General features: G+C 53.2%; 28 protein-coding genes. 23 read left to right on the top strand and 5 right to left on the bottom strand.

Annotated features, from left to right (window positions below; translation table 11 throughout):
- The first annotated feature begins 60 nt into the window (after positions 1-60).
- The 20 genes from NNO04_RS06660 (at position 61) to NNO04_RS06565 (ending at position 17,921) form a co-directional block, all read left to right on the top strand.
- Positions 61-840 carry a DNA utilization protein HofM gene (locus NNO04_RS06660; protein ID WP_271444001.1) on the top strand — a complete coding sequence of 260 codons (780 nt, stop codon included), beginning with the start codon at positions 61-63 and terminating at the stop codon, positions 838-840.
- The gene (locus tag NNO04_RS06655; RefSeq protein ID WP_271444000.1) at positions 840-1,379 is read left to right on the top strand and encodes a PilN domain-containing protein; all 540 of its coding nucleotides are present in this window, start codon (positions 840-842) and stop codon (positions 1,377-1,379) included. Before NNO04_RS06660 ends, NNO04_RS06655 begins: the two co-directional genes overlap by 1 nt.
- Positions 1,363-1,833 (top strand): HofO family protein, encoded by a 471-nt coding sequence (locus NNO04_RS06650; RefSeq protein ID WP_271443999.1) that lies wholly within the window; start codon positions 1,363-1,365, stop codon positions 1,831-1,833. Before NNO04_RS06655 ends, NNO04_RS06650 begins: the two co-directional genes overlap by 17 nt.
- The gene (locus NNO04_RS06645; protein ID WP_271443998.1) at positions 1,823-2,227 is read left to right on the top strand and encodes a HofP DNA utilization family protein; all 405 of its coding nucleotides are present in this window, start codon (positions 1,823-1,825) and stop codon (positions 2,225-2,227) included. The genes NNO04_RS06650 and NNO04_RS06645 overlap by 11 nt, the downstream gene beginning before the upstream one ends.
- Complete coding sequence (gene hofQ / locus NNO04_RS06640) at positions 2,139-3,377, top strand: DNA uptake porin HofQ (protein WP_271443997.1); 1,239 nt, start codon at positions 2,139-2,141, stop codon at positions 3,375-3,377. Before NNO04_RS06645 ends, hofQ begins: the two co-directional genes overlap by 89 nt.
- 404 nt (positions 3,378-3,781) lie before the next feature.
- A complete protein-coding gene (gene aroK / locus NNO04_RS06635) occupies positions 3,782-4,303 on the top strand; it encodes a shikimate kinase AroK (RefSeq protein ID WP_042322869.1) in 522 nt (173 codons plus the stop codon).
- A gap of 57 nt (positions 4,304-4,360) precedes the next feature.
- Complete coding sequence (aroB, locus tag NNO04_RS06630; protein ID WP_271443996.1) at positions 4,361-5,449, top strand: 3-dehydroquinate synthase; 1,089 nt, start codon at positions 4,361-4,363, stop codon at positions 5,447-5,449.
- A 90-nt stretch (positions 5,450-5,539) separates the two neighbouring features.
- Entirely contained in the window at positions 5,540-6,847 is a 1,308-nt protein-coding gene (damX, locus tag NNO04_RS06625; RefSeq protein ID WP_271443995.1) for a cell division protein DamX, read from the top strand.
- A gap of 71 nt (positions 6,848-6,918) precedes the next feature.
- Positions 6,919-7,755 (top strand): adenine-specific DNA-methyltransferase, encoded by an 837-nt coding sequence (gene dam / locus NNO04_RS06620; RefSeq protein WP_271443994.1) that lies wholly within the window; start codon positions 6,919-6,921, stop codon positions 7,753-7,755.
- Positions 7,756-7,772: 17 nt separating this feature from the next.
- Positions 7,773-8,450 (top strand): ribulose-phosphate 3-epimerase, encoded by a 678-nt coding sequence (gene rpe / locus NNO04_RS06615; RefSeq protein ID WP_162380530.1) that lies wholly within the window; start codon positions 7,773-7,775, stop codon positions 8,448-8,450.
- The gene (gph, locus tag NNO04_RS06610) at positions 8,443-9,201 is read left to right on the top strand and encodes a phosphoglycolate phosphatase (RefSeq protein WP_271443993.1); all 759 of its coding nucleotides are present in this window, start codon (positions 8,443-8,445) and stop codon (positions 9,199-9,201) included. The genes rpe and gph overlap by 8 nt, the downstream gene beginning before the upstream one ends.
- The gene (gene trpS / locus NNO04_RS06605; RefSeq protein WP_271443992.1) at positions 9,194-10,198 is read left to right on the top strand and encodes a tryptophan--tRNA ligase; all 1,005 of its coding nucleotides are present in this window, start codon (positions 9,194-9,196) and stop codon (positions 10,196-10,198) included. The genes gph and trpS overlap by 8 nt, the downstream gene beginning before the upstream one ends.
- Positions 10,199-10,361: 163 nt before the next feature.
- The gene (gene yhfZ / locus NNO04_RS06600) at positions 10,362-11,267 is read left to right on the top strand and encodes a GntR family transcriptional regulator YhfZ (protein WP_271444045.1); all 906 of its coding nucleotides are present in this window, start codon (positions 10,362-10,364) and stop codon (positions 11,265-11,267) included.
- A gap of 15 nt (positions 11,268-11,282) precedes the next feature.
- Complete coding sequence (locus NNO04_RS06595) at positions 11,283-11,645, top strand: PRD domain-containing protein (protein WP_271443991.1); 363 nt, start codon at positions 11,283-11,285, stop codon at positions 11,643-11,645.
- Between the two features lie 83 nt (positions 11,646-11,728).
- Positions 11,729-12,892 carry a YhfX family PLP-dependent enzyme gene (locus NNO04_RS06590; protein ID WP_271443990.1) on the top strand — a complete coding sequence of 388 codons (1,164 nt, stop codon included), beginning with the start codon at positions 11,729-11,731 and terminating at the stop codon, positions 12,890-12,892.
- A complete protein-coding gene (locus NNO04_RS06585; RefSeq protein WP_271443989.1) occupies positions 12,892-14,118 on the top strand; it encodes a phosphopentomutase in 1,227 nt (408 codons plus the stop codon). Before NNO04_RS06590 ends, NNO04_RS06585 begins: the two co-directional genes overlap by 1 nt.
- Positions 14,115-14,993 (top strand): phosphotriesterase-related protein, encoded by an 879-nt coding sequence (locus NNO04_RS06580; protein ID WP_271443988.1) that lies wholly within the window; start codon positions 14,115-14,117, stop codon positions 14,991-14,993. Before NNO04_RS06585 ends, NNO04_RS06580 begins: the two co-directional genes overlap by 4 nt.
- Positions 14,994-15,080: 87 nt before the next feature.
- On the top strand, positions 15,081-15,443 hold the full coding sequence (locus NNO04_RS06575) for a DUF2620 family protein (protein ID WP_271443987.1): 363 nt from the start codon (positions 15,081-15,083) through the stop codon (positions 15,441-15,443).
- Positions 15,444-15,451: 8 nt separating this feature from the next.
- The gene (locus tag NNO04_RS06570; RefSeq protein WP_271443986.1) at positions 15,452-16,816 is read left to right on the top strand and encodes a YhfT family protein; all 1,365 of its coding nucleotides are present in this window, start codon (positions 15,452-15,454) and stop codon (positions 16,814-16,816) included.
- Between the two features lie 10 nt (positions 16,817-16,826).
- Entirely contained in the window at positions 16,827-17,921 is a 1,095-nt protein-coding gene (locus tag NNO04_RS06565) for an aminotransferase class I/II-fold pyridoxal phosphate-dependent enzyme (protein WP_271443985.1), read from the top strand.
- 52 nt (positions 17,922-17,973) lie between these two features.
- Here the strand turns inward: NNO04_RS06565 and cysG are convergent, their stop codons facing one another.
- The 5 genes from cysG to tsgA all read right to left on the bottom strand — a co-directional run bounded on the left by cysG (position 17,974) and on the right by tsgA (position 24,642).
- Positions 17,974-19,347 (bottom strand): siroheme synthase CysG, encoded by a 1,374-nt coding sequence (cysG, locus tag NNO04_RS06560; protein ID WP_271443984.1) that lies wholly within the window; start codon positions 19,345-19,347, stop codon positions 17,974-17,976.
- An 11-nt stretch (positions 19,348-19,358) separates the two neighbouring features.
- Positions 19,359-20,168 carry a nitrite transporter NirC gene (nirC, locus tag NNO04_RS06555; RefSeq protein ID WP_271443983.1) on the bottom strand — a complete coding sequence of 270 codons (810 nt, stop codon included), beginning with the start codon at positions 20,166-20,168 and terminating at the stop codon, positions 19,359-19,361.
- Positions 20,169-20,311: 143 nt separating this feature from the next.
- The gene (gene nirD, locus NNO04_RS06550; protein ID WP_271443982.1) at positions 20,312-20,638 is read right to left on the bottom strand and encodes a nitrite reductase small subunit NirD; all 327 of its coding nucleotides are present in this window, start codon (positions 20,636-20,638) and stop codon (positions 20,312-20,314) included.
- Positions 20,635-23,178 (bottom strand): NADPH-nitrite reductase large subunit, encoded by a 2,544-nt coding sequence (nirB, locus tag NNO04_RS06545; RefSeq protein WP_271443981.1) that lies wholly within the window; start codon positions 23,176-23,178, stop codon positions 20,635-20,637. The genes nirD and nirB overlap by 4 nt, the downstream gene beginning before the upstream one ends.
- Before the next feature lie 282 nt (positions 23,179-23,460).
- Entirely contained in the window at positions 23,461-24,642 is a 1,182-nt protein-coding gene (tsgA, locus tag NNO04_RS06540) for an MFS transporter TsgA (protein WP_271443980.1), read from the bottom strand.
- A 266-nt stretch (positions 24,643-24,908) separates the two neighbouring features.
- On the opposite strand from tsgA, the gene ppiA reads away from it, so the two are divergent.
- The 3 genes from ppiA (at position 24,909) to NNO04_RS06525 (ending at position 26,347) form a co-directional block, all read left to right on the top strand.
- Entirely contained in the window at positions 24,909-25,481 is a 573-nt protein-coding gene (gene ppiA / locus NNO04_RS06535) for a peptidylprolyl isomerase A (protein ID WP_271443979.1), read from the top strand.
- 106 nt (positions 25,482-25,587) lie between these two features.
- Positions 25,588-25,755, top strand: a complete 168-nt coding sequence (locus tag NNO04_RS06530; RefSeq protein ID WP_271443978.1) for a YhfG family protein — start codon at positions 25,588-25,590, stop codon at positions 25,753-25,755.
- Positions 25,745-26,347, top strand: a complete 603-nt coding sequence (locus tag NNO04_RS06525) for a putative adenosine monophosphate-protein transferase Fic (RefSeq protein ID WP_271443977.1) — start codon at positions 25,745-25,747, stop codon at positions 26,345-26,347. The genes NNO04_RS06530 and NNO04_RS06525 overlap by 11 nt, the downstream gene beginning before the upstream one ends.
- Positions 26,348-26,349 lie beyond the last annotated feature (2 nt).

Below are 26,349 nucleotides of genomic sequence, written 5' to 3'. Positions count from 1 at the left end.
GGCAAGCCAGACGCATTGATATACCCGTTAGAGTGACGGGTGATAAGGAGATCATCAGCTATGGCTTTCCGGTTCTGGCAAATAGGCCTGCATATTCAGCCACAGGAGATATTGGCGGTTGCCGTTATTCGCGGCGCATCGGGTTGGCTTTTACAACGCTGGTGGCGTATACCGCTCGACCAGCTCGTCCTCAAAGAGGGTTACATTTGCAATCCTGAACAGCTTGCCGCGACACTTCAACCGTGGAGCCGGGAGCTTCCTCATCAGCACGCCATTCACCTCTCATTTCCCTCCAGCAGAACACTACAAAGAAGTTTTCCGCGCCCTGCGATGGCGTTGCGGGAACGAGAACAGACAGCATGGTTAACCGGTTCGATGGCGCGTGATCTGGACATGGATCCAGACTCCTTACGTTTTGACTATAGCGAGGATACGTTAAGTTCGTCGTTCAATGTGACTGCTGCGCAAAGCAAGGAGGTCTCGACATTACTGACACTCATGCAAACGCTAAAGGTGCGGGTGACTGCTGTTACGCCGGATGCCTGTGCGTTACAACGATTTATTCCGTATTTAGCGTCAGGCCAGCAGTGTCTGGTATGGCGTGATAACGTGCAGTGGTTGTGGGCGACACGCTATGCCTGGGGGCGTAAAACCGCCGAAGAGATTAGCAGCCTTGATGCTCTCGCCGCCGCTTTGTCTATGCCTCCCGACACGCTGGTGATGTGTGGCGAAGACGGTTTTGATGCCTGGAAAGCCGTGTCCGTTCGCCAGCCCCCCATTCCGCCGCAAGGGTATGCTTTTGCTATCTCACTCGGCCTTGCGATGGGGGAGATGCGTTGATGAACCCAGCGATCAATTTTATGCCCTGGCGTCGTTCCCGACGGATGGCGTGCCTGCGATGTTGGGCTGTTTTGTTCGGCGGTTCGCTGTTGTTACTCATCGTTATAGCACTGAGTATTTACAGTGTTACGGGGCTGGATGCCCGAACCAACACGGTTCTACTGGAAGCAGAACAAACAAGGGCCGCCGCGCTAATAGTGAGAAAGCGGGGGCTGGAACAACAGCATCAGCAGCGCCAACAGGTATTACAGCGACAAATGCTGCGCGCCCAGATGCGTCGCTGGCAATCGGTTCTTGACGTGATTTCGCACCAAATGCCTGAGTCGGCGTGGTTCACCAGGATGACCTACCAACAGGATACGCTTGAGCTGGAAGGAAATGCGCTGACCTTTTCCGCCTTACGTTCGCTGGAAGCGATGTTGCATCATCTGCCGATGTTCGAGTTAAGCAACACCGGTGCAACACGACAGGACGCTCAGGGGCGCTGGCAATTTCACTATCAGTTAAAAAAGAGCGTGATGCATGAACGCTCTCTTTGATGCCTGGTACGCGCTGGCGCCCCGAACCCGGCTTCTCTGCTGGAGCGCCGGGAACGTCTGCCTGGGAGGCCTGCTCTTTATTTGCCTGTTTTATTTGAATGGACCAGCGCTTCGCGGACAGCGTGACGCGTTGGTTGTGCAGCGGGCCGCCGTGCAACAGCAGTGGAGAGCACAGTACCGCCTGATGACGTCGGTCGGTGAAGCCAGCATTGCTCCAGATGAAAAACGTCTACCTTTTTCTCCGCTGGATTTTCAGGCGTCGCATCGACGTCTTGTTCACTGGTTGCCATCTGCCGAAGGCGGTGAAATGGCGTTGACCTCGACCTGGGAGGCAATTCCTGACGTTTTTGTTCGACTGGCGGAATGTGGAATGAACGTTCGTCGGTTTTCACTGAACGTGGAAATGTCGGCGTTACTACTGACGCTGGAACTGGAGCGTCTGAATGAGCGGTAAACGCTGGCTGTTGGTGTGCCTTTCTCTGTTGACGCTGACCGGTATGCGTGATCCTTTCAAACCACCAGAAGACCGCTGCAAGACAAGTGAACTCTTGCAATGGCGTTTTCAGGGGGCAGTAAGTCAGGGCGAAAAACTGATCGGTATCGTCAAAGACAGTCAGCAGAAATGGCACCGGGTGGAACATGACGAGTCGCTGGATAACGGGTGGAGAGTCTCCCAACTGACCACGCAAACTTTAACGCTCGCACTGGGGGAAGACTGTGAGCCATCACAGTGGCAGTGGCAACGACAAGGAGAAAGGGATGAAGCAATGGATAGCCGCCGCGATGATGGTCATGATGCAGGCAGCGCAGGCGGGAAAAGCGCAAAACGTAACGCTAATGGTGGATGACGTTCCGGTGGCTCAGGTGTTGCAGGCGCTGGCTGAACAGGAGCAGAAAAACATGGTGATCTCGCCGGATGTGAGTGGTTCGGTGTCACTCCATCTGACAGATGTTCCGTGGACGCTGGCGCTGCAAACCGTAGCGAAAAGCGCCGGACTGGTGTTACGCCAGGAAGGGGCGATTTTACATGTTCAGACGGCGGCCTGGCAGCAAGAAATGATGGCACGTCAAGAGGCTGAGCGGGTGCAGAAGCAAGCCACAATGCCACTGGAAAACCGCAGTGTTTCTTTGCAATACGCTGATGCAACAGAGTTGGCGAAAGTCGGTGAAAAACTGCTGAGTACAAAAGGCAGCATCACGGTGGATAAGCGTACCAACAGGCTATTGCTTCGCGATAACACGGTTGCGTTAGCCACGCTAGAGAAATGGGTGGAACAGATGGATTTGCCTGTCGCACAGGTTGAGCTGGCGGCGCATATTGTCACCATTAACGAAAAAAGTTTACGTGAGCTGGGCGTTAAATGGACGCTCGCGGATGCTCAGCAGGCTGGAGGTGTGGGAGACGTGACCACGATGACCAGCGATCTTTCCGTTGCAACGGCGACGACGCGCGTTGGGTTTAACATCGGACGCATTAACGGGCGACTGTTGGATCTTGAGCTTTCGGCGCTGGAACAAAAACAGCAACTCGATATTATCGCCAGCCCACGCCTGCTCGCTTCGCATTTACAACCGGCCAGTATCAAGCAGGGGAGTGAGATCCCCTATCAGGTTTCCAGCGGTGAAAGCGGCGCGACCGCGGTGGAATTTAAAGAAGCGGTGTTGGGGATGGAGGTGACACCGACGGTGTTACAGAAAGGGCGCATTCGTTTGAAGTTACGCATTAGTCAGAATATGCCCGGCCAGGTGCTGCAACAGGCGGATGGCGAAGTGCTGGCCATCGATAAGCAGGAGATCGAAACCCAGGTCGAGGTGAAAAACGGTGAAACGTTGGCGCTGGGCGGTATTTTTTCTCAAAAGAAAAAATCAGGCAAGGATAGTGTCCCGCTGCTAGGGGATATTCCCTGGCTCGGCCATTTTTTTAGCCACGATGGTAAAGAAGATGAACGACGTGAACTAGTGGTATTCATTACACCCAGGCTGGTATCGACAGAGTGAATTATGCATAAAATACAGTTGTTTTTACGCTGAACACGTTTCTGGGATTTGACGTGGGGGTGTATTTAGCATACAAGGAGTACCGATTTGAGAGTCAGTACTTTTCGTTGCTTACGCACCCGTGATTACTCTTCACCATTCAAGCGGCAAATAGTTGGCTGGTTTCGTGTTATCTGACTTCGCGATGCGTCGCTGGGTTCGGTGTTTATGAGACGGCTGGTTTGTCGCGACCGGAAATGCACGGGGCTTGGTAATTTATTCAGTTGCCAAACCAGCTTGAGTATTGAGATAATTTTCAGCCTGACTCTCGCAATATCTTATGAGGTTTCAGTTCATGTCCTGCTGCGCTGGGTATCTGCGAAGCGGGTTTATCATTAACGAATAGTCTTAGTAGTACCGAAAAAATGGCAGAGAAACGCAATATCTTTCTGGTTGGGCCTATGGGTGCCGGAAAAAGCACTATTGGGCGCCAGTTAGCTCAACAACTCAATATGGAATTTTACGATTCTGATCAAGAGATTGAGAAACGAACCGGAGCTGATGTGGGCTGGGTCTTCGATGTAGAAGGTGAAGACGGCTTCCGCGATCGTGAAGAGAAAGTCATCAACGAGTTGACGGAAAAACAGGGTATTGTGCTGGCAACCGGCGGTGGCTCTGTAAAATCACGTGAAACCCGTAATCGTCTCTCCGCGCGTGGCGTCGTGGTCTATCTTGAAACGACGATCGAAAAACAACTTGCGCGTACACAGCGCGATAAAAAACGTCCGCTGTTGCAGGTTGAAGCTCCGCCTCGTGAAGTTCTGGAAGCGTTGGCCGACGAACGCAATCCTCTGTATGAAGAGATTGCAGACGTGACCATTCGTACCGACGATCAGAGCGCCAAAGTCGTAGCAAACCAGATTATTCATATGCTGGAAAGCAACTGATTCTGGCTTAATACACACTTGCCTGCGGGTACAAGCCATTAAGGTGGATATCGCGTCATGGAGAGGATTACAGTCACTCTCGGGGAACGTAGTTACCCTATCACCATCGCGGCTGGTTTGTTTAACGAACCAGCTTCATTCTTACCGCTGAAATCGGGCGAGCAGGTTATGTTGGTGACCAACGAAACTCTGGCTCCTCTTTATCTTGATAAGATTCGCGGCGTACTTGAACAGGCGGGTGTTAACGTTGATAGCGTTATTCTTCCCGATGGTGAGCAGTATAAAAGCCTGACGGTGCTTGATACGGTCTTTACGGCCCTGCTGCAAAAACCACACGGTCGCGATACCACGCTTGTAGCCCTCGGTGGCGGCGTGATTGGCGATCTGACCGGTTTTGCTGCGGCGAGCTATCAGCGCGGTGTCCGTTTTATCCAGGTTCCAACGACCCTGTTGTCGCAGGTTGACTCCTCCGTCGGCGGGAAAACCGCTGTAAACCATCCCCTCGGTAAAAACATGATTGGCGCGTTCTATCAGCCTGCTTCCGTGGTGATAGACCTCGACTGTCTGAAAACGCTTCCTGCGCGTGAACTGGCTTCGGGTCTGGCGGAAGTGATCAAGTACGGCATTATTCTGGATGGGAAATTCTTTACCTGGCTGGAGGAAAATCTGGATGTGCTGTTGCGTCTGGATGGCGCAGCGATGGCGTACTGTATTCGCCGTTGTTGTGAGCTGAAAGCAGAAGTTGTTGCTGCAGACGAGCGAGAAATGGGCTTACGTGCTTTACTGAATCTGGGGCACACGTTTGGCCATGCCATCGAAGCCGAAATGGGTTATGGCAATTGGTTACACGGTGAAGCAGTCGCTGCAGGTATGGTAATGGCTGCTCGCACCTCAGAACGTCTGGGTCAGTTTAATGCAACTGACACACAGCGTATTATTACGCTGCTTGCGCGTGCTGGTTTACCTGTTAACGGACCCCGCGAAATGTCCGCTCAGGCTTATTTACCGCACATGCTGCGTGATAAAAAAGTGTTGGCGGGTGAAATGCGTTTAATTCTCCCGCTGGCAATAGGGAAGAGTGAAGTCCGCGGCGGAGTGTCGCACGAGGTGGTTCTTAGCGCGATTGCTGATTGTCAGCAGGCGTAACAACAAGAAAGGTCAGACCGCAATTATTGGGTCTTTTAGCTTCAGGTTAACTGCAACGTTGTAAGCATTAACCTTTGAGTGGGGTGTTAAATGGATGAATTCAAACCAGAAGACGAGCTGAAACCCGATCCCAGCGATCGTCGTACTGGTCGTTCTCGTCAATCTTCTGAACGTGGTGAGCCGCAGATCAACTTTGATGATGTCGATCTGGATGCGGACGATCATCGCCCGACACGTGCGCGTAAAGACCGCAATGAGGAGCAGGATGTCGAGCCTGAAGAAGATTACGAATCCGATGATGATGTGGTGGATGATGAAGAACGTGTAGAGCGTCGTCCGCGCAAGCGCAAAAAAGCGGTCAGTAAACCTGCTTCCCGTCAGTATATGATGATGGGTGTGGGTGTTCTTGTGCTGCTGCTGCTGATTATCGGAATCGGCTCTGCGCTGAAGGCTCCTTCAACCTCCTCTTCAAGCGAGCAAACTGCTTCTGGCGAGAAGAGTATCGATCTTTCTGGCAATACCGCCGATCAAGCGAATGCAACCCAGCCTGCGCCGGGTGCAACATCCGCTGAGCAAACCGCCGGTAATGCACCGCAAGATGTCTCCTTGCCGCCAATTTCCTCCACGCCGACCGAAGGACAAGCGCCTGCAACGACCGAAGGTCAGCAACGTGTTGAAGTTCAGGGCGACCTGAACAATGCGCTCTCGCAGCCGCAAAACCAGAGCCAGGTTAACAATGTGGTGGTTAACTCCACACTGCCGACAGAACCCGCTACGGTTGCGCCAATTCGTAACGGTAATGCGACGCGTCAGGAGACAACGGAACCTGCGGCTCGTACCACAACCACACGTCCGGAACGCAAACAGGCAGTGATTGAGCCGAAGAAAACGCAGACTACGGTGAAGAATACTGAACCGAAACCTGTTGCTCAGGCGAAACCCACTGCACCGGCAACAGCCACGAAAGCCCCTGTAGCAACATCTGCTCCGGCTGCCACGGTTGCTCCGAAAGCTACCGCCAGCACGACGTCTGCGCCTGTTCAAACGGCACAGCCTGCGCAAACTGCGCCGACGGCTGCTGCGACAACAAGCGCGGCCGGTGGGAAAAGTTCAGGCAACGTCGGATCGTTAAAATCTGCGCCGGGTAGCCATTACACCCTGCAGCTCAGCAGTTCTTCTAACTACGACAACCTGAACAGTTGGGCGAAGAAAGAGAACCTGAAGAACTTTGTGGTGTATCAGACGACGCGTAACGGCCAACCGTGGTATGTTCTGGTCACGGGCGTGTATGCCTCGAAAGACGATGCGAAACGTGCGGTGTCTACGCTGCCAGCCGATGTGCAAGCGAAAAACCCGTGGGCAAAACCGTTGCATCAGGTTCAGGCCGATCTGAAGTAATGTTATTAAAGCGCAGGATGCTGTCGGAGCTTTCTCCACAGCCGGAGAAGGTGTAATTAGTTAGTGTCAGCATGAAAAAAAATCGCGCTTTTTTGAAGTGGGCAGGGGGGAAATACCCCCTGCTTGATGATATAAAACGGCATTTGCCACCTGGTGAGTGTCTGGTTGAACCCTTCGTGGGTGCCGGGTCGGTGTTTCTCAACACCGACTTTTCTCGTTATATCCTTGCCGATATCAACAGCGATCTCATCAGTCTCTATAACATCGTGAAGTCACGCACCGATGAATATGTGCAGGCTTCCCGCGAGCTGTTTACACCTGAGACAAATCAGGCTGAGGTTTACTATCAGTTCCGCGGGGAATTCAACGCGTGTCAGGACCCATTCCGCCGTGCGGTGCTGTTTTTGTATCTGAACCGTTTTGGCTACAACGGGCTGTGCCGCTATAACCTGCGCGGGGAATTTAATGTACCGTTTGGTCGTTATAAAAAGCCCTACTTTCCGGAAGCAGAGTTATATCACTTTGCCGAAAAAGCGCAGAATGCCGAGTTTCATTGCCTCTCATATGAAGAGTGCATGGATCGTGCGGATGCAGACTCTGTGGTCTATTGTGACCCGCCTTATGCACCGCTATCTGCGACGGCGAATTTTACCGCTTATCATACCAACAGCTTCAGCCCCAGAGAGCAGGCGCATCTGGCAGAGATGGCAGAAAAGCTGGTCAGTAAGCGGATCCCAGTGTTAATTTCGAACCATGATACGCCCGATACCCGTGAGTGGTACAAAGCGGCGAAACATTTTCAGGTTAAAGTGCGGCGCAGTATAAGCAGCAACGGCGGCACGCGCAAAAAGGTGGACGAACTGCTGGCTCTGTATCATCCAGGAGTTGTAACGCCTGCGAAAAAATAATTCTCAAGGAGAAGCGGATGAAACAGTATTTGATTGCCCCCTCAATTCTGTCGGCTGATTTTGCTCGCCTGGGTGAGGACACAGCGAAAGCACTGACTGCCGGTGCTGATGTCGTGCATTTCGACGTCATGGACAACCACTATGTGCCGAACCTGACGATCGGACCGATGGTGCTGAAATCGCTGCGTAAATACGGTATTACAGCACCTATCGACGTGCATCTGATGGTGAAGCCGGTTGACCGCATTGTGCCTGATTTCGCCGCCGCAGGTGCCAACATCATTACTTTTCATCCGGAAGCCTCCGAACACGTCGACCGCACCTTGCAACTGATAAAAGAGCACGGTTGCAAAGCCGGCCTGGTATTCAACCCGGCTACGCCGCTCAGCTATCTGGACTATGTGATGGACAAGCTGGATGTGATCCTGTTGATGTCTGTTAATCCGGGCTTCGGCGGCCAGTCCTTCATTCCACAGACGCTTGAGAAACTGCGCGAAGTGCGTCGTCGTATCGATGAATCTGGCTACGACATCCGCCTGGAAGTGGATGGCGGCGTCAAGGTGGACAACATCGGTGAAATCGCGTCGGCTGGCGCGGATATGTTTGTGGCAGGCTCTGCGATCTTCGACCAGCCAGACTACAAAAAAGTGATAGATGAAATGCGCCGTGAACTGGCGAAGGTAAGTCATGGATAAATTGCAGAATATTCGGGGTGTAGCATTTGACCTCGACGGGACGCTGGTCGACAGCGCTCCGGGATTAACCGCTGCGGTGGATATGGCGTTGTATGCGCTGGAGCTGCCGACGGCAGGTGAAGAGCGCGTTATTACCTGGATTGGTAACGGCGCAGATGTGCTGATGGAACGCGCACTGGCCTGGTCTCGCCAGGAACGTGCAATGCAGCGTAAAACAATGGGTAAACCGCCTGTTGATGACGATATCCCTGCTGAAGAACAGGTGCGTATTTTGCGTAAGCTGTTCGACCGCTATTACGCGGATGTGGCGCAAGAGGGGACGTTCCTGTTCCCCAACGTCGCGGATACGCTGGGGGCATTACACGCCAGCGGTTTGCCGTTAGGTCTGGTCACCAACAAGCCGACGCCGTTTGTTGCGCCTCTGCTGGAAGCGCTGGATATCGCCAAATATTTTAGCGTGGTCATCGGTGGTGACGACGTGCAGAACAAAAAACCGCATCCGGACCCGCTACTGCTTGTCGCGAGCCGCATGGGTATTGCGCCTGAACAAATGCTTTTCGTGGGCGATTCACGAAATGATATTCAGGCCGCGGTTGCCGCAGGCTGCCCGTCTGTGGGACTTACCTATGGCTATAACTACGGTGAAGCGATTGACCTTAGCCAGCCAGATGTTGTTTACGACAGTATTAATGACCTTCTGCCCGCTCTCGGGCTTTTGCATAGCGAAAATCAGGAATTGAAAAATGACTAAGCCCATCGTTTTTAGTGGCGCACAGCCCTCAGGTGAATTGACCATTGGCAACTACATGGGTGCGCTGCGTCAGTGGGTGAACATGCAAGATGATTTCCACTGCATCTACTGCATCGTTGACCAGCATGCCATCACCGTGCGTCAGGATGCGCAGCAGTTGCGTAAAGCGACGCTGGATACGCTGGCGCTCTACCTTGCGTGCGGTATCGATCCTGAGAAAAGCACCATCTTCGTTCAGTCCCATGTGCCGGAACATGCGCAACTGGGTTGGGCATTGAACTGCTACACCTATTTTGGCGAACTGAGCCGTATGACGCAGTTCAAAGATAAATCAGCGCGTTACGCAGAAAACATTAACGCCGGTCTTTTTGATTATCCGGTTCTGATGGCAGCGGACATTCTGCTGTACCAAACCAATCAGGTTCCGGTCGGTGAAGATCAGAAACAGCACCTGGAACTGAGCCGCGACGTCGCCCAGCGTTTTAACGCTATCTATGGCGATATCTTCAAAGTGCCAGAGCCGTTCATTCCGAAATCCGGTGCGCGCGTGATGTCGCTGCTGGAGCCGACTAAAAAGATGTCTAAGTCGGACGACAACCGCAACAACGTGATCGGCCTGCTGGAAGACCCGAAATCCGTGGTGAAGAAAATCAAACGCGCGATGACCGACTCCGAAGAGCCGCCGGTTGTGCGTTACGATGTCCAGAATAAAGCGGGTGTGTCTAACCTGCTGGATATCCTCTCTGCCGTGACCGGCCAGAGCATTCCTGAACTGGAACAACGCTTCGAAGGCAAAATGTACGGTCATCTGAAAGGTGAAGTGGCGGACGCAGTTTCCGGCATGCTGACCGAATTGCAGGAGCGCTATCACCGCTACCGCAATGATGAAGCTTTCCTGCAGAAAGTGATGAAGGAAGGGGCCGAAAAGGCCAGCGCCCGCGCTTCCGTCACCCTGAAAGCGGTATATGAAGCGATCGGCTTTGTCGCGAAACCGTAATTCAACGATGCTGTTAAAAACCGGGTAAATCCCGGTTTTTTTTCGCCTGCATTTTAAGCAACCGATAAAAACTGTGAAGCGCTTCGCCGTTTGCACATCTTGCCATTGCGTTATATATTCAATTTAATGAAGATATAAATATTCAATTTAGTGAAAATATATGATGCGTCGGACATTTATCAAAAAAGAAGGGGTTGTATTAACAACTCTGGCCCGTTACCTGTTGGGTGAAAAGTGTGGTAACAGATTGAAAACAATAGATGAGTTGGCAAGTGAATGCCACTCATCTGTTGGATTAACGCAGGCCGCGCTGAAAACGCTGGAATCTTCAGGGGCAATCCGTATCGAGCGTCGGGGGCGTAATGGCAGTTTCCTGGTTGAAATGGATAACAAAACGCTGTTGACGCATGTGGATATCAACAACGTGGTGTGTGCCATGCCGTTGCCGTATACCCGTCTGTACGAAGGGTTGGCGAGCGGTTTGAAAGCGCAATTTGAGGGAATCCCCTTTTATTACGCGCACATGCGTGGGGCGGATATTCGTGTTGAATGTTTACTGAACGGTGTCTATGACATGGCAGTGGTCTCCCGTCTGGCGGCGGACAGTTATCTGGCGCAAAACGGGTTACGTATTGCGCTGGAACTGGGTCCACATACTTATGTCGGCGAGCATCAACTCATCTGTCGCAAAGGTGAGGCGGAACACGTGAAACGCGTGGGACTGGATAACCGTTCGGCGGATCAGAAAATCATGACGGAAGCCTGCTTTGGCGACAGCGACGTGGAGTTGATCAACCTTTCTTACCACGAAAGCCTTCAGCGTATTGTGAAAGGGGACGTGGATGCGGTGATCTGGAACGTCGTGGCAGACGCTGAACTGGCGATGTTGGGATTAGAGGCGACCCCGCTCACCCGCGATCCCCGATTCCTACAGGCAACGGAAGCCGTCGTACTGACGCGCGCGGATGATTATCCGATGCAGCAATTGCTGCGTGCGGTGGTGGACAAACAGGCGCTGCTCGCCCATCAGCAACGTGTGGTGAAAGGTGAGCAGGAACCCAGCTATTAAGTTAAGGGCATTTCGATGGAAAACCGACTTAACCTGCTATGCGAAGCGGGTGTGATTGATAAGGATATCTGCAGCGGCATGCTGCAGGTTGTTGAATGGTTGAGCAATGAGTGGCATCTGCCAGTTCACTCAGAACAAGGGACGATGGCGATGACGCACATGGCGAGCGCGTTAATGCGTAGCCGCCGTGGGGAAGTGATTGGGCCGTTGGATGACGAATTACTGGCTGAAATGGCGCAATCAGACCTCTGGCCAACCATTTTGTTGGTGCACCAGACATTGCTGAAAGAGTTTGCGCTGACGCTTCATGCAAATGAAGAGGGGTACCTGCTGGCGAACCTGTACGGGTTGTGGATGGCAGCAGAAGAAGGCGTTTGAACCAGATGGAATAGCACTGTACTTCACCTTAAATATTCAAAAAAATGAATATTTAAATCAGGGATTGGAAACGAGGCTTAAAGATGTTTACACACGCATTGAAACGTCAGAACCCTGCGCTTATTACCGCTGCGCTCCAGTTATGGCAACAGGGGAAGATTGTTCCCGATAGCTGGGTGATTGATGTTGACCAGGTTCTGGAAAATGGTAAGCGCCTGATTGATGTCGCACAGCAACACGGCATCACGCTGTATCTGATGACCAAGCAAATTGGGCGAAATCCCTGGCTGGCGGAAAAGTTGTTGGCGCTGGGTTACGCCGGGATTGTGGTGGTGGACTATAAAGAGGGACGAACCCTGCGCCGTGCTGGATTGCCTGTTGCACATCAGGGTCATTTGGTGCAGATCCCGTCCCGACTCGTTGAAGCAGCAGTAGAACAAAATACGGATGTCATCACGCTGTTTTCGTTAGAGAAAGCGCGGGAAGTCTCTGCGGCCGCCGTGAAAGCCGGGCAGACGCAGGCGGTGATGCTCAAAGTGTATGGTGAAAACGACTTTCTTTACCCCGGGCAGGAAAGCGGCTTCCCGCTGGTGGTTCTGGATGAGGTTGTCGCCGAAATTCAACGGTTACCGGGTCTGCATCTGAGCGGGTTAACGCATTTTCCCTGTTTGCTCTGGGATGATGCGACAGGTGAAACCGTACCGACACCAAATCTGTACACGCTGGTCGATGCGCGACATCAACTGGAAGCGTCGGGTGTCGCAATCGAACAACTGAATGCCCCTTCTGCGACCAGCTGTGCCTCTCTGCCACTGCTGGCAAAGTACGGCGTTACTCACGCAGAGCCTGGTCATGCGCTAACCGGCACCATCCCTTCCAATCAACAGGGCGACCAGCCTGAGCGCATCGCGATGCTGTGGCTGAGCGAGATCTCCCACCATTTTCGAGGTGACAGTTATTGCTATGGCGGCGGTTACTACCGTCGCGGGCATGCGCGTAATGCGCTGGTGTTTGCCCATGAAAATGCAGCGCCGGTTGAGACGCAACTGAAACCCATTGATGACAGCAGCATTGATTATTACCTGCCTCTTACGGGTGAATTCCCGGTAAGCAGTGCCGTTGTGCTCTGTTTTCGCACACAAATCTTTGTGACGCGCAGTGACGTTGTGCTGGTGTCCGGTATTCAGCGCGGCGCGCCTGAGATTGTCGCCCGTTATGACAGCCTCGGAAACCTTCTGGAGGACTAATGGCTCGATTTGTTGTGTTGGTGATCGATAGCTTTGGCGTCGGGGCAATGAAGGATGTCGCGCAGGTCCGGCCGCAGGATGCTGGCGCGAATACCTGCGGGCACATCCTGAGCCAGCAGCCGCAGCTACGTCTGCCAACGCTGGAAAAACTGGGGCTGATGAATGCGCTGGGGTACTCGCCAGGCGTGATGCAACCGTCCATATCTGCGGTATGGGGCGTCGCGGAATTGCAACATGAAGGCGGTGATACCTTCATGGGGCATCAGGAGATTTTAGGCTCGCGACCCCAGGCACCACTACGCATGCCGTTTAGCGAGGTCATTGGGCGCGTTGAACAGGCGCTGAAAGCCGCAGGCTGGCAAGTGGAGCGACGTGGCGATGGGCTGGCGTTTCTGTGGGTGAATCAGGCGGTCGCGATTGGCGATAACCTCGAAGCGGATTTGGGGCAGGTCTACAACATTACCGCCAACCTTTCCGTCATTGACTTCGACGAGGTGGTGAAAATTGGCCGCATCGTGCGTGAGCATGCACAGGTTGGGCGGGTCATTGCTTTTGGCGGCCTGCTGAAAGACAGCCAACAGATTCTGGATGCCGTTGAGACCAAAAAAGGGCGCTTCATCGGCATCAATGCGCCGCGCTCGGGGGCGTATGAAAACGGTTTTCGGGTGGTTCACATGGGCTATGGCGTTGATGCGCAGGTTCAGGTTCCGCAGAAACTGCATGAGGTCGGTGTACCGACCGTACTGGTCGGCAAAGTGGCCGATATTGTCAGCAACCCACACGGACGCAACTGGCAAAACCTGGTCGATAGCCAGCGCATTATGGATATCACGCGAGATGAATTTAACGCGGAACAGACCGTGTTTATTTGCACCAACATCCAGGAAACCGATCTCGCTGGCCATGCCGAGGATGTCGCACGTTATGCGGAACGCCTGCAGGTCGTCGACAGTAATCTAACGCGCCTTCTTTCTGATATGGGACCGGATGATTGCCTGGTTGTCATGGCCGATCACGGCAACGACCCCACGATTGGGCACAGTCACCACACCCGTGAAGTGGTGCCGGTACTGGTGTATCGGCAGGGGCTGGAACCTGCGCAGTTAGGCGTTTGCGCCACGCTGTCAGACGTGGGTGCCACAGTATGCGAATTCTTTGGCGCCGCTGCCCCGCAAAACGGCACCTCTTTTCTTTCGGCATTACGGCTTACAGGAGACGCGTTATGAGCATTGATACTTCAGGCTACACCTACGCCCACGAGCATCTGCATATCGATCTCTCCGGGTTTAAAAACAATCTCGACTGCCGGTTCGATCAGTACGATCTCATCTGCCAGGAGATGAACGGTCTGATGGCGTTGGGCGTGCGCAACATTATTGAGATGACCAACCGTTACATGGGGCGTAACCCGCAATTTATGCTCGATCTGATGCGTGAGACGGGAATGAATGTGGTGGCCTGTACGGGGTATTACCAGAATGCGTTTTTCCCGGAACATGTCGCCACCCGCAGCGTGGAGCAACTGGCCCAGGAGATGATCGATGAAATTGTCGATGGAATCGATGGCACTGAACTGAAAGCCGGGATCATCGCGGAAATCGGCTCCAGCGAAGGCATAATCACGCCACTGGAAGAAAAGGTCTTTATTGCCGCCGCGCGTGCCCACAATGAAACCGGGCGTCCAATCTCTACACACACCTCGTTCAGCACCATGGGTCTGGAACAACTGGCCTTGTTGAAATCGCACGGTGTCTCTCTCTCGCGCGTGGTGATTGGTCACTGCGATCTCAAAGATAACCTCGACAACATCTTGCGCATGATCGATCTCGGCGCATATGTGCAGTTCGACACTATCGGTAAAAACAGCTACTACCCGGACGAGAAACGTATTGGGATGCTGCATGTGCTTCGCGAGCGCGGTTTGCTCAATCGCGTGATGCTCTCAATGGATATTACCCGCCGGTCACATTTGAAAGCGAATGGCGGTAATGGCTACGACTACCTGTTAACCACCTTTGTCCCACAACTGCGTCAGTCAGGATTCAGTCAGGTCGATGTGGACATGATGTTGCGTGATAACCCTGCTCGTTTCTTCCAGTAGGTCGGTTTGATTGAGACAGCGCGCGTTGAGGGTAGGCGTTTTTAATAACGTATTAGCGATAGAAATATATCAATAAGGAATCAGACAATGAAAATCGTGATTGGTGGTCAGATTGAGAAAGAAAAAATTGCTGAAACAGTTCGCCGTGAGGCTGGGGAACATGCAACCTCAGTCACTGTAATGGGAGACATCGAAGCGGCCATGGCATTAAAAAGCGGTGCTGCAGACTACTATTTCGGGGCGTGTAATACCGGTGGTGGCGGGGCGCTGGCAATGGCGATTGCGATTGCAGGCGCGGGGCAATGTATTACCGTCGGCATGCCGGGAAAAATTCTGTCAAATGAAGACATTATTGCTGGCGTAAAGGCAGGGAAAAAAGCATTCGGTTTTACGGGGCAGGACACTGAAATCGTTGTCCCGGTAATTATCAAGGCAATCCTGGGCGCATAGGAGGAAAAATGGAACATGAGTTTCTGATGCGCCTGTTAACCATCGATCCGATGAAGGCTGGACTTATAGCACTCATTGGTGGGCTGTCGGCAATGATGGCCAACCGGGGGATCGCTGTTTTTCACGATGGCCTGCGACCATTGATGCCTGAATATCTCGAAGGGCGAATGGATCACAAAACGCTGGCGGCAACCAGCTTTGCACTGAGTTTCGGGTTGGTCATCGGGTTTGGGCTGCCATTTTCACTGACCGCGCCAATTATTCTGGTGCATAGCCTGTTGCTGGGAACGGATGTGGTAGGAACATGGTGTAACAACAGTCGCCGTGGCTTCCTGCTCTCCGGCGTCATTGGTGCCGTTTATGGCGTTGCGCTGATGGTTGGACTGCGCTCAGTCGTTGACCTGTTCAACATGATGCCCGTGAATTTCATGAATAATCTGAGTCAGGTGGGGGACCCGATTGTTGTCTGCTTCGCGCTCTTTCCTGCATTGGTTGTCGGTTATCAGTACGGATACAAAAAAGGCATGTGGGTGCTGGTCGCGACACTGGTGGGATATCTGGTCGCCCACTCTTTCGGCAGCATCAGTTTTGGCGGGCGCATTGAAAAACCCGTCAAGCTTGACCCGAACGGTATTGCGCTATTGCTCGCGATGATCGCGATGTTCTATTTCACCATGCAAGAGCGTCCTGCGGCGTCAGAAAATGCGGATGGGGTAAAGACGAAAGGCGCGAATGAGATGCTGGTGGGCCTCTTTTCGGCACGTATAGAACGCATCCAGAAGAACAAATGGCTGTTGGTGTTCAGCGGTGGCTTATGCGCGATGGCCGGTTCGATGTCATTCAGTTTGCTGGCAGAAGGACCGGTTTCTCTGCAACTGATGGCGCAGGGAGAGCAAACCAGTGCCATGCTGGTGGCTCTGGCGCGAGCGATCAGTTTTATCCCTCTGGTCGGGATGACGGCCATTGCGACAGGTGTCTACAGCCCGGAAGGCATGAAGTTTGTTTTTGTTGCCGGCCTGGCGACCAATAACCCTTTGATCGCGTTCATTGCGGGCGGCGTCATTATGTTCCTGGAGATTAGACTGCTCGCCAGAACCGCGATCTGGCTGGACAAATATCCTGGCGTCAAAGCGTGTGGCGATCATATTCGTACCGCCATCACAAGAATGCTGGAGGTGTCGCTGCTGGTGGGCGGAATGATTGCGTCTAATGCCATTTTACCGGGGATGGGATTTATGATCGTTGCAGGTATTTATCTGCTTAACCGAACGTCCCGCCGACCATTGGTAGAAATGTCTATTGGACCGGTCGCCACCATCGCTGTCGGGATACTGGCTAACCTCCTTTACTTTATCGGGATTGTGCAACCCTAAGGTCATCGTCATGGAAACCTATCCATTACAAAGCCTGACGCTGATGGAGGCTCAGGAGAAGCAATTTGCGCTGGTGGACACGCTGTGCCGCCATTTTCCCGGTACTGATTTTTTGGCGGGCGGCGATTTAGGACTCGTACCGGGGCTAAATCAGCCCCGGGCCACGCAGCGTGTCGAGCAGGTCTTGGCCGACGCATTTCATGCCGAAGCGGCCGTGTTGGTGCAAGGCGCGGGTACGGGGGCTATTCGCGCGGGTTTGAGCGCGTTGCTCAAACCCGGTCAGCGGCTACTGGTGCATGATGCACCGGTGTATCCCACCACTGCGTGCATCATTGAACAGATGGGTATTGAACTCATTCGCGCCGATTTCAACACTCCCGGCGCGATAACGCAGGCTATTGAACAGCACCATCCTCAGGCGGCACTGGTTCAGCACACACGCCAGCAACCGCAAGACCGTTACTCGCTGACGGCAGTGTTGGGGGAAATCGCGCAGGGCGGGGTTCCCACGCTGACTGATGACAACTATGCCGTCATGAAAGTGGGCAGCATTGGGTGTGAATGCGGGGCCACGCTCTCTACGTTCTCCTGCTTTAAACTCTTCGGCCCCGAAGGTGTAGGGGCGGTGGTTGGGAAGGCAGACGCTATCGCGAAAATCCGGTCAACTCTGTATTCCGGCGGTAGCCAGATCCAGGGCGCACAAGCGCTGGAGGTGCTGCGTGGACTGGTTTTTGCACCCGTGATGCATGCCGTGCAGGCCGGGGTATCCGAGCGGTTGCTCGCGCGGTTAAATGGCGGGAGTCTGCCGGAGGTGAAGCAGGCAGTCATTGCCAATGCGCAGTCGAAAGTGTTGATCGTGGAGTTCAATCACCCGATTGCCGGGAAAGTGCTGGAAGAAGCGCAGAAACGCGGGGCGCTGCCTTATCCGGTGGGGGCGGAATCAAAATATGAGATCCCACCGCTGTTTTATCGTCTCTCAGGGACGTTTCGCGAAGCAGCACCAGGTCTGGAACAGTACGCGATCCGTATTAATCCCAACCGTAGTGGCGAGGAGACGGTGCTGCGTATATTGCGCGAAAGCATCAGACAGGTCATGGCTGGCTAGTGTCTGACGACGACAGCCATAAAAAAACCGGGAAATTCCCGGTTTTTTTACATTAATGATTCGAGAACCAGTTCAACTTATCGCGCAGAGCGACCACTCTACCCACAATAATGAGCGCCGGGCTTTCAACACGTTGCGCCAGGGAGCCTAACTCCGACAGCTCCCCGTTAACCACGCGCTGCTTCACGGCAGTTCCATTCTCAACCAGCGCAACGGGCATATCAGCCTGCATGCCGAACTCAATCAGTTTCTCCTGAATAGTCGCCGCCTGATTCAGCCCCATGTAGAACACCAGCGTCTGCTTCTCAGCTGCCAGATTTTCCCAATCCAGCTCGCCACCGGTTTTCAAATGCCCGGTGACCAGACGGACGCTTTGCGCATAGTCACGATGGGTCAATGGGATCCCAGAGTACGCTGAACAACCTGAGGCTGCCGTAATCCCCGGTACCACAGAGAACGGGATCCCTGCGTGGCATAAGGTTTCCAGTTCCTCGCCGCCGCGACCAAAAATAAACGGATCGCCGCCTTTCAGACGCACGACACGTTTACCCTGTTGGGCTTCACGCAGCAGGATCTGGTTAATTTCTTCCTGCGGTACGCAGTGGTATCCCGCACGTTTACCCACGAAGACGCGATCAGCATCGCGGCGGACCAGGTTCATGATGTCGTCGGAGACTAAGCGGTCATACACCACCACATCGGCCTGCTGAATTTGCTGCAACCCTTTCAGGGTGAGCAGACCGGCGTCGCCAGGACCGGCACCCACCAGCACCACTTCACCACGGTGATCCAGCGGTTCGCTGAGCATCTGTTCCGTGGTTTGTTCAATCGCCTGGCGATCGTCGTTGGCCAGCGACTGCGCCAGGCGGTCGTTGACAAACAGTTTCTCCCAGAAGCGACGACGTTCGCCCATTGTGGCAAATTGCTTTTTCACCCGGGAGCGTAATTGCCCGGCATACTGCGCAACCTGGCCTAAATGCTGGGGTAGCATGGCCTCAAGCTTCTCACGCAGTAAGCGCGCGAGAACCGGCGATGTGCCGCCAGAGGAGACGGCTACCATCAGCGGCGAACGGTCAATAATCGAGGGCATAATGAAACTGGCGGCTTTCGGCGCATCGACCACATTGCAGAAAATGCGGCGGGTTTCGGCAGCGTGGCTAACGCGCTGATTCACTTCATCATCATCAGTTGCCGCGATGGCCAGCCAGCAGGGGTCAAGGAGCGATTCGTCGAACGGCCCCTCCACCAGGGTCAACATGCCTTCATTTGCCCATACGGTAAACTGCGGAATAAACGCCAGTGCGTTGACCGTGAGTCTGGCACCGGCTTCCAGCAGTAACCGTGCTTTGCGTTCTGCGACATCACCACCGCCGACGATCAGGCAGTCGCGGTCACGTAGTTGACAAAATATAGGCAAATGATCCACGACATTACCCCTTAATTATTGGCTGCAGCCTCAGTTTGGTTGATTTTTGCCGGAGCCGGACGCTCCGATTTCGGCGTAGCATACCAATAACCCAATCCCATGAACACGACACCGGACAAAGTATTACCTAGTGTTACCCACAACAAATTGTGACCGATTCCGGACAGGGTATAGGCGTCACTGTGATGACCAAACCAGGACAGAGCAAACAGAGTCATATTTGCGACAGAGTGCTCATAGCCAGAAGCGATAAACGCCAGCAGACACCACCAGATAGCGATGAACTTTGCCGCGCCTTCGGTACGGATTGCCATCCAGATTGCCAGACAAACCAACCAGTTACACAACGCGCCCTTGAAAAATAGCACGGTGGCCGGGGCGGTCGTTTTAGCGAGGGCAACCGAGTGCACAATGCTGGTATCGACCGGTAGCAAGCTACCGCCGCCCCAGCTATACAGCAGCGCGACGAACACCGAACCCACCAGGTTACCCAACCAGGTTTGCGGCAAAATGGCCCACATTTGCCCGTGGCTGATGGTGCCAGCTTTGACGCCGAGCGTCAGGAACATCGTGTGACCCGTGAAGAGTTCAGAACCGGCAATAATTACCAGCGTTAACGCAATACCAAAGGTTGCACCCATCACCAGCGGGCGGATAGAAGGGTCGAGCAGATTCCCGAGGGTGAAAATAAGGATAATACCGAGACCGACGTAGGCCCCCGCCATTGCAGAGCTAACCCAGAACCCGAGCGGGTTATTCGCCGACAGGCGTGCAATGCGCGCAGCGTTAGCCGCACACTTGTTGATAGTGTCTGTGAACATGTGTTTGATTATCCTTGAAATACAAAAAGTAAAAAAATCGTAACCGTAGGCCGGATAAGTCGCTTGCGACGCCATCCGGCAATACCAATAAAAGGCCTTCAAATACGTCAAATAAGGGAGGCGTTGCACCTCCCGTTAAGATACTAACTGCGCAGCTGTACGATGCCGTCTTTCACGCGGGCTTCGTAATGCTTCACGGAATGACTTTCATCTTCCATGCAAAGGCCATCACTCAGGCGAAAACGCTGTTTTTTCAACGGACTGGCAACCCACAAATCCCCCTGGTGCTCCGCAATCAACCCGCGGGACAACACGCTGGATTCGAAAAAGGGATCGATGTTGCTTATCGCAAAGACCTGGTCGCTATGGTAAGGACGGAAAATAGCGACCTGCTCTTCGCCTAATAGTGCACAGACGCCGGTTGCAGGCAGAATGTCATCGATTTTGCAGATGTTTTTCCACTGGCTCATACGTTCTCCTCCACCAGAGTTACCGGAATGCGTTCGTACGGTGTTGCCGGACGATGCTGTTCACGTTCAGGAACGACCTGGACGTTCGGATCGCGTTTATCGCTGTTGATAAAGTGTTTGAAGCGAACCTGCGCAGATGGCGTATTGACGGTTTCCGTCCACTCGCAGATGACGGCTTCGCGCAGACGCGCCATCTCTTCTTCCAGGTGTTCGTTCAGACCCAGTTTGTCGTCGATGATGACCGACTTCAGGTATTCAATACCGCCTTCCAGGCTATCTAACCACGGTGCTGTACGGGTCAGTTTGTCTGCTGTGCGAATGTAGAACATCATGAAACGATCGAGATATTTGAGCAGCGTTTCGCGGTCAATATCTGCCGCCAGCAGATCCGCGTGGCGTGGTTTCATCCCACCGTTGCCGCAGACGTACAGGTTCCAGCCTTTTTCCGTTGCGATGATACCGACATCTTTACCCTGGGCTTCCGCACACTCACGGGTACAGCCGGAAACGCCGAATTTCATTTTGTGCGGGGTGCGGATGCCTTTGTAGCGATTTTCCAGCTCAACGCCGAAACCGACGCTGTCACCCACGCCGTAACGACACCAGGTGCTGCCCACGCAGGTTTTTGCCATCCGCAGCGCCTTCGCGTACGCATGACCGGTTTCAAAGCCTGCGTCAATCAGCTGACGCCAGATTTCCGGCAGGTCGTCTTTTTGCGCGCCAAACAGGCCGATACGCTGAGAACCGGTGATCTTGGTGTACAGATTGAATTCACGGGCGATACGACCGACGGCCACCAGACCTTCCGGGGTAATTTCACCGCCAGCAGAACGCGGGATCACAGAGTAAGTACCGTCTTTCTGAATGTTGGCGAGGAAGTTGTCGTTGGTATCCTGCAGCGGAGTGTGCTGCGGCTTCAGAATGTATTCATTCCAGCAGGAGGCCAACAGGGAGCCGACAGTGGGTTTACACACTTCACAGCCGTAGCCTTTACCGTGCTTCGCCAGCAACTCTTCGAACGTTTTGATGCCTTCCACCCGGATGAGATGGAACAGCTCCTGGCGAGAGTACGGGAAGTGCTCGCACAGGTTGTTGTTCACTTCAATGCCTTGCTTCGCCAGTTCGGCATTCAGTACCTGTGTGACCAGTGGGATACAACCCCCGCAGCCAGTACCCGCTTTGGTTTCCGCTTTCAGGGCGGCAACGGTGTGGCAACCTTTGTTGATGGCGGCGACCAGCATTCCTTTCGTGACGTCGAAGCAGGAGCAAATCTGCGCGCTGTCCGGCAGTTTATCCACGCCGATGGACGGTTTACCGCTGCCTGCGTGAGCCGGCAGGATCAGTGAATCCGGGTTCTCCGGCAGTTCGATGGCGTTCAGCACCAGTTGCAGCAGATTGCCGTAATCGCTGGTGTCGCCGACCAGAACCGCGCCGAGCAGCGTTTTGTTATCAGAGCTTACAATCAGGCGTTTGTAGACTTCTTTGCTTTCATCAAGGTAGACATAGCTACGTGCGCCAGGCGTACGACCATGCGCATCGCCGATACCGCCCACGTCGACGCCCAGCAGTTTCAGTTTGGCGCTCAGATCTGCGCCTTCAAAGGCGTTTTCGTTGTTAAGAATATGGTCAACGGCGACCTGTGCCATTTTGTAGCCCGGTGCGACCAGGCCGTATACGCGATCGTTCCAACTGGCGCATTCACCAATCGCGTAGATATCCGGGTCAGAGGTCTGGCAGGTGTCGTTAATCACGATACCGCCACGCTGAGCGACGTCCAGACCACACTGGGTGGCCAGCTTATCGCGAGGGCGAATACCGGTGGAGAAGACGATAAAATCGACTTCCAGTTCGCTGCCGTCGGCAAAACGCATGGTTTTGCGCGCTTGGGTCCCTTCCTGAACGATCTCTTTGGTGTTTTTGCTGGTGTGCACGCGCACGCCCATGCTTTCAATTTTGCGACGCAACTGCTCGCCACCCATGTGATCCAGCTGTTCAGCCATCAACATCGGGGCAAATTCGATCACGTGTGTTTCGACGCCGAGATTTTTCAGCGCGCCTGCGGCTTCCAGACCCAACAAACCACCGCCAACAACCGCCCCACGCTTGCTGCGACGGGCGCAGGACTCAATGGCGTTGAGATCTTCAATGGTGCGGTAAACAAAGCAATCCTGAGTTTCAGAACCTTTAATCGGCGGGATCCACGGATAGGAGCCGGTTGCCATGATCAGCTTATCGTAATAGACCGTACGACCTGCGCTGGAGTGGATGACCTTCTCCTGGCGGTTAATGGTGATGGCACGCTCACCCACTAGAACTTTCACACCGTGTTTTTCATAAAACCCTTCACGCACCAGTGACAGCTCTTCAGCCGTGTGGTGGGAGAAGTAAGAAGACAGGTGGACACGGTCGTATGCTTTGCGGGGTTCTTCACAGAAGACGGTAATATCAAACTGGGTCGCATCAGCTTTATCAAGAAGATCCTCAATAAAGCGATGGCCGACCATACCATTACCGATAATAGCGAGTCTGACTTTGCTCATTTTTGCCTCGATTTCTTTTCTATTACTGCCTACCTTAACGATTCAGCAACCCCGCTTATTGATGTAAATCAAATTCACCTTTATATACTCCTTTAGAGGTATATTGCTGATTTGTCAGTATTTTTCTAAGCCACGGAATTGTCTGGCTTTTCGTATTTGGACAAATAACATACAAACCGAAGGGTTTTAGGGGGTTAACCGCGACTTCTGGTGATTTTGAGGTTTACGCCTTCAGGAGGAGGGGGGAAGAAGCCCCTTTTCATGACGAAAAGGGGCAGAAACTTAGTGGGCTGCCGGGATGCTGTGCTGACGATGACGGGTGACGAATCCGAGGATAAAACACATCGCAAAGACGACCGCATACAGACCATTCGCGGTAAGCAACGCCGCCTGCGGGCCACTGTGCGCCACAATCGGCCCCGTAACCACAAAGGTCAACATCGTGCCGATGGTGCCGCAGGTCAGAATAAAGTTAACCAGCTTTGGCGAGGCAACTTTGGTCTGCTGTGAACCGAGTGTGATGATGGAGGTATAGATGGCGCTGGAGAAGAAGCCCAGCGTCAAGATAAACCACGGCATATGTTCTGGCGTGCCGGTAATGAACAGGTACATCAGCACGGTTGCCAGGCCTGCCAGCACCGTCAGAATACGCTGCAGGTCAAAGAAACGCAGAATGAAGCTGAATCCCCACATCCCGAACATGTACGACATCCAGAAATCGCTGACCAGAGTACCGGCATCATTCAGGCTCATGCCCAGGCCTTTGGCGTATTCCGGCACCCAGGAGATAAAACACAACTGACCGAGGATGTAGCACAGGGCTGCAATGGCCAGAAACAGCACGCCGATGCCCCATTTTTCTTTCACCACAGGGGCTTCGGTTTTCGGTGCATGTTTACCCAGCGCCGGGAATTCACAACCGAAGGTCAGAATGAAAATGGCCGTATAGACCAGCCCTATGCAGGCATAAACCCAGTACCACTCAATGCTGCGCGCCAGCAGGAATGCGGCGACCATCGGAAAAATCATCCCAGCCATGCTAAAGAAAGAGTCGGTAAACAACAGTCGTGAGCCACGCTGACGACCTTCGTACATTTGCGTGATCAGGAACGTACCGATCGACATGGTGATACCGCTAACCAGCCCCAGAATAAACATCGCGGCAGAGAACAGCGCCAGGCTATGGCTGAACATCAGCCCGATAATCGCCAGTAACATCAGGATAAATCCAAACCGCAGCTGTGTTTTCAGCGGGACGATTTCCATCAGCCAGGCGTTGAGGAAAATAGAGATCAAAATACCGGTATTGAGGAAGGTGAAGGTGTTGCTCATGCTGGAAACAGGCAGATGAAAGTACTCTGCAATGTTGCCCATCACCATGCCGGTGACAATAACCAACGCCCCTGTCAGGGCGTAGGAGAGAAAGCTAATCCATGTGAGCTTGATACGATTGCTGTTAGTCATGACTGGCCTGTGTATAGAGGTGTAAAGCGCGTTGACAGCGCAATTGGCGGGCAGATTTTAGGTGTTTTAGTGACGTATTTAAATATTTATTGGTAACGGATGAAATTGTTGCAATTTTTAAAGTGATATTTATCACAAAAATCCAGGCGTTCTGGCATGACATAGGGATTCAATACGTAAAATTAAGTAAAGGGATGGCCTTGTCATGGAAGGCTCTTTAGAATCAATCCACTTGCTTTTGTTTCTGCTCTCGTAAAGGAAATCTCATGCTCAAATCGACTCTGGCGGCTGTTGTAGCTGTTCTCGCTCTTTCTGCTCTCTCTCCTGCAGCGCTGGCAGCGAAAGGTGATCCACACGTTCTGCTGACAACCTCTGCCGGTAATATTGAGCTGGAGCTGAATAGCCAGAAAGCGCCTGTTTCAGTACAAAATTTTGTCGATTATGTAAACAGTGGTTTCTACAATAACACCACGTTTCACCGTGTGATCCCCGGCTTTATGGTCCAGGGCGGCGGTTTTAACGAACAAATGCAGCAGAAGAAACCTAACCCGCCAATCAAAAATGAAGCGGATAACGGTTTACGTAACACCCGTGGCACCATCGCGATGGCGCGTACGGCCGACAAAGACAGCGCCACCAGCCAGTTTTTTATCAACATCGCGGACAACGCTTTCCTCGATCATGGCCAGCGTGACTTCGGCTATGCCGTTTTCGGTAAAGTCGTGAAAGGGATGGATGTGGCGGACAAAATCGCCCAGGTCCAGACTCACGACGTAGGTCCTTATCAAAACGTTCCGTCAAAACCGATTGTTATCCTTTCTGCGAAAGTTCTGCCGTAATCGCATTTTGCGCGGGTTGCTGATACCCGCGCTATTCCTGACCTCTGCGTAACCCGAAATTGCTGCTTATACTTGTGGCAAGTGAAGGCGCATTCAGGGAGGTCACGTGAAAAAGCTCACCGATAAACAAAAATCTCGTCTCTGGAAACATCTGCGAAACGCCAATTTCCAGGCCAGTCGCCGTCTTGAAGGTGTTGAAATCCCACTGGTTACTCTGACCACTGAGGAAGCCCTTGTTCGCCTTGAGGCGTTGAGGAGGCACTATGAGCGATAAATTCGGTGATGGACGCGACCCCTATCTTTACGACGGGCTCGATGTCATGCGTAACCGCTTAGGCATCCACCAGGTTCAGCGTCTGGAGCAGGCGGCATATGAACTGACGGCGTTACGCGCTGCGACCATTGAACTGGGGCCGCGGGTTCGTGGTTTACCCTACCTGTGCGCCATTCATCGCCAGCTTTATCAGGATATTTTCGACTGGGCGGGAAAGTTACGCGAAGTGGATATTTATCAGGGGGACACGCCATTCTGCCATTTCGCCTGGATTGAAAAAGAGGGCAATGCCCTGATGCAGGATCTGGAAGAAGAAGGGTATCTGGAGGGCTTGCCGAAAGAGAAATTCGTCGCCAGGCTCGCGCATTACTATTGTGAGATTAATGTGCTGCATCCATTTCGTATTGGCAGCGGTCTGGCGCAGCGAATCTTCTTTGAACAACTGGCGATTCATGCCGGCTACACGCTGACCTGGAACGGTATTCAGGTGGATGAGTGGAATCAGGCAAACCAGAGTGGCGCAATGGGCGACCTTTCGGCATTGCAGGCAATATTTCGGAAAGTGGTGAGCGAAGCTGAGGAAACTGAGTAGAA

Origin of the sequence: Citrobacter sp. Awk 4, assembly GCF_028069725.1 — a bacterium.
Classification (GTDB): domain Bacteria; phylum Pseudomonadota; class Gammaproteobacteria; order Enterobacterales; family Enterobacteriaceae; genus Citrobacter_D.
The sequence above is the reverse complement of the archived record's forward strand: the minus strand, read 5'-3'. Positions and strand labels throughout refer to the sequence as shown.

Excerpts from the sequence above, each read along its gene's own strand:
- NNO04_RS06660 (WP_271444001.1), top strand. The coding sequence starts at position 61 with ATGGCTTTCCGGTTCTGGCAAATAGGCCTGCATATTCAGCCACAGGAG.
- NNO04_RS06655 (WP_271444000.1), top strand. The coding sequence starts at position 840 with ATGAACCCAGCGATCAATTTTATGCCCTGGCGTCGTTCCCGACGGATG.
- NNO04_RS06650 (WP_271443999.1), top strand. The coding sequence starts at position 1,363 with ATGAACGCTCTCTTTGATGCCTGGTACGCGCTGGCGCCCCGAACCCGG.
- NNO04_RS06645 (WP_271443998.1), top strand. The coding sequence starts at position 1,823 with ATGAGCGGTAAACGCTGGCTGTTGGTGTGCCTTTCTCTGTTGACGCTG.
- hofQ (WP_271443997.1), top strand. The coding sequence starts at position 2,139 with ATGAAGCAATGGATAGCCGCCGCGATGATGGTCATGATGCAGGCAGCG.
- aroK (WP_042322869.1), top strand. The coding sequence starts at position 3,782 with ATGGCAGAGAAACGCAATATCTTTCTGGTTGGGCCTATGGGTGCCGGA.
- aroB (WP_271443996.1), top strand. The coding sequence starts at position 4,361 with ATGGAGAGGATTACAGTCACTCTCGGGGAACGTAGTTACCCTATCACC.
- damX (WP_271443995.1), top strand. The coding sequence starts at position 5,540 with ATGGATGAATTCAAACCAGAAGACGAGCTGAAACCCGATCCCAGCGAT.
- dam (WP_271443994.1), top strand. The coding sequence starts at position 6,919 with ATGAAAAAAAATCGCGCTTTTTTGAAGTGGGCAGGGGGGAAATACCCC.
- rpe (WP_162380530.1), top strand. The coding sequence starts at position 7,773 with ATGAAACAGTATTTGATTGCCCCCTCAATTCTGTCGGCTGATTTTGCT.
- gph (WP_271443993.1), top strand. The coding sequence starts at position 8,443 with ATGGATAAATTGCAGAATATTCGGGGTGTAGCATTTGACCTCGACGGG.
- trpS (WP_271443992.1), top strand. The coding sequence starts at position 9,194 with ATGACTAAGCCCATCGTTTTTAGTGGCGCACAGCCCTCAGGTGAATTG.
- yhfZ (WP_271444045.1), top strand. The coding sequence starts at position 10,362 with ATGCGTCGGACATTTATCAAAAAAGAAGGGGTTGTATTAACAACTCTG.
- NNO04_RS06595 (WP_271443991.1), top strand. The coding sequence starts at position 11,283 with ATGGAAAACCGACTTAACCTGCTATGCGAAGCGGGTGTGATTGATAAG.
- NNO04_RS06590 (WP_271443990.1), top strand. The coding sequence starts at position 11,729 with ATGTTTACACACGCATTGAAACGTCAGAACCCTGCGCTTATTACCGCT.
- NNO04_RS06585 (WP_271443989.1), top strand. The coding sequence starts at position 12,892 with ATGGCTCGATTTGTTGTGTTGGTGATCGATAGCTTTGGCGTCGGGGCA.
- NNO04_RS06580 (WP_271443988.1), top strand. The coding sequence starts at position 14,115 with ATGAGCATTGATACTTCAGGCTACACCTACGCCCACGAGCATCTGCAT.
- NNO04_RS06575 (WP_271443987.1), top strand. The coding sequence starts at position 15,081 with ATGAAAATCGTGATTGGTGGTCAGATTGAGAAAGAAAAAATTGCTGAA.
- NNO04_RS06570 (WP_271443986.1), top strand. The coding sequence starts at position 15,452 with ATGGAACATGAGTTTCTGATGCGCCTGTTAACCATCGATCCGATGAAG.
- NNO04_RS06565 (WP_271443985.1), top strand. The coding sequence starts at position 16,827 with ATGGAAACCTATCCATTACAAAGCCTGACGCTGATGGAGGCTCAGGAG.
- nirC (WP_271443983.1), bottom strand. The coding sequence starts at position 20,168 with ATGTTCACAGACACTATCAACAAGTGTGCGGCTAACGCTGCGCGCATT.
- nirD (WP_271443982.1), bottom strand. The coding sequence starts at position 20,638 with ATGAGCCAGTGGAAAAACATCTGCAAAATCGATGACATTCTGCCTGCA.
- nirB (WP_271443981.1), bottom strand. The coding sequence starts at position 23,178 with ATGAGCAAAGTCAGACTCGCTATTATCGGTAATGGTATGGTCGGCCAT.
- tsgA (WP_271443980.1), bottom strand. The coding sequence starts at position 24,642 with ATGACTAACAGCAATCGTATCAAGCTCACATGGATTAGCTTTCTCTCC.
- ppiA (WP_271443979.1), top strand. The coding sequence starts at position 24,909 with ATGCTCAAATCGACTCTGGCGGCTGTTGTAGCTGTTCTCGCTCTTTCT.
- NNO04_RS06525 (WP_271443977.1), top strand. The coding sequence starts at position 25,745 with ATGAGCGATAAATTCGGTGATGGACGCGACCCCTATCTTTACGACGGG.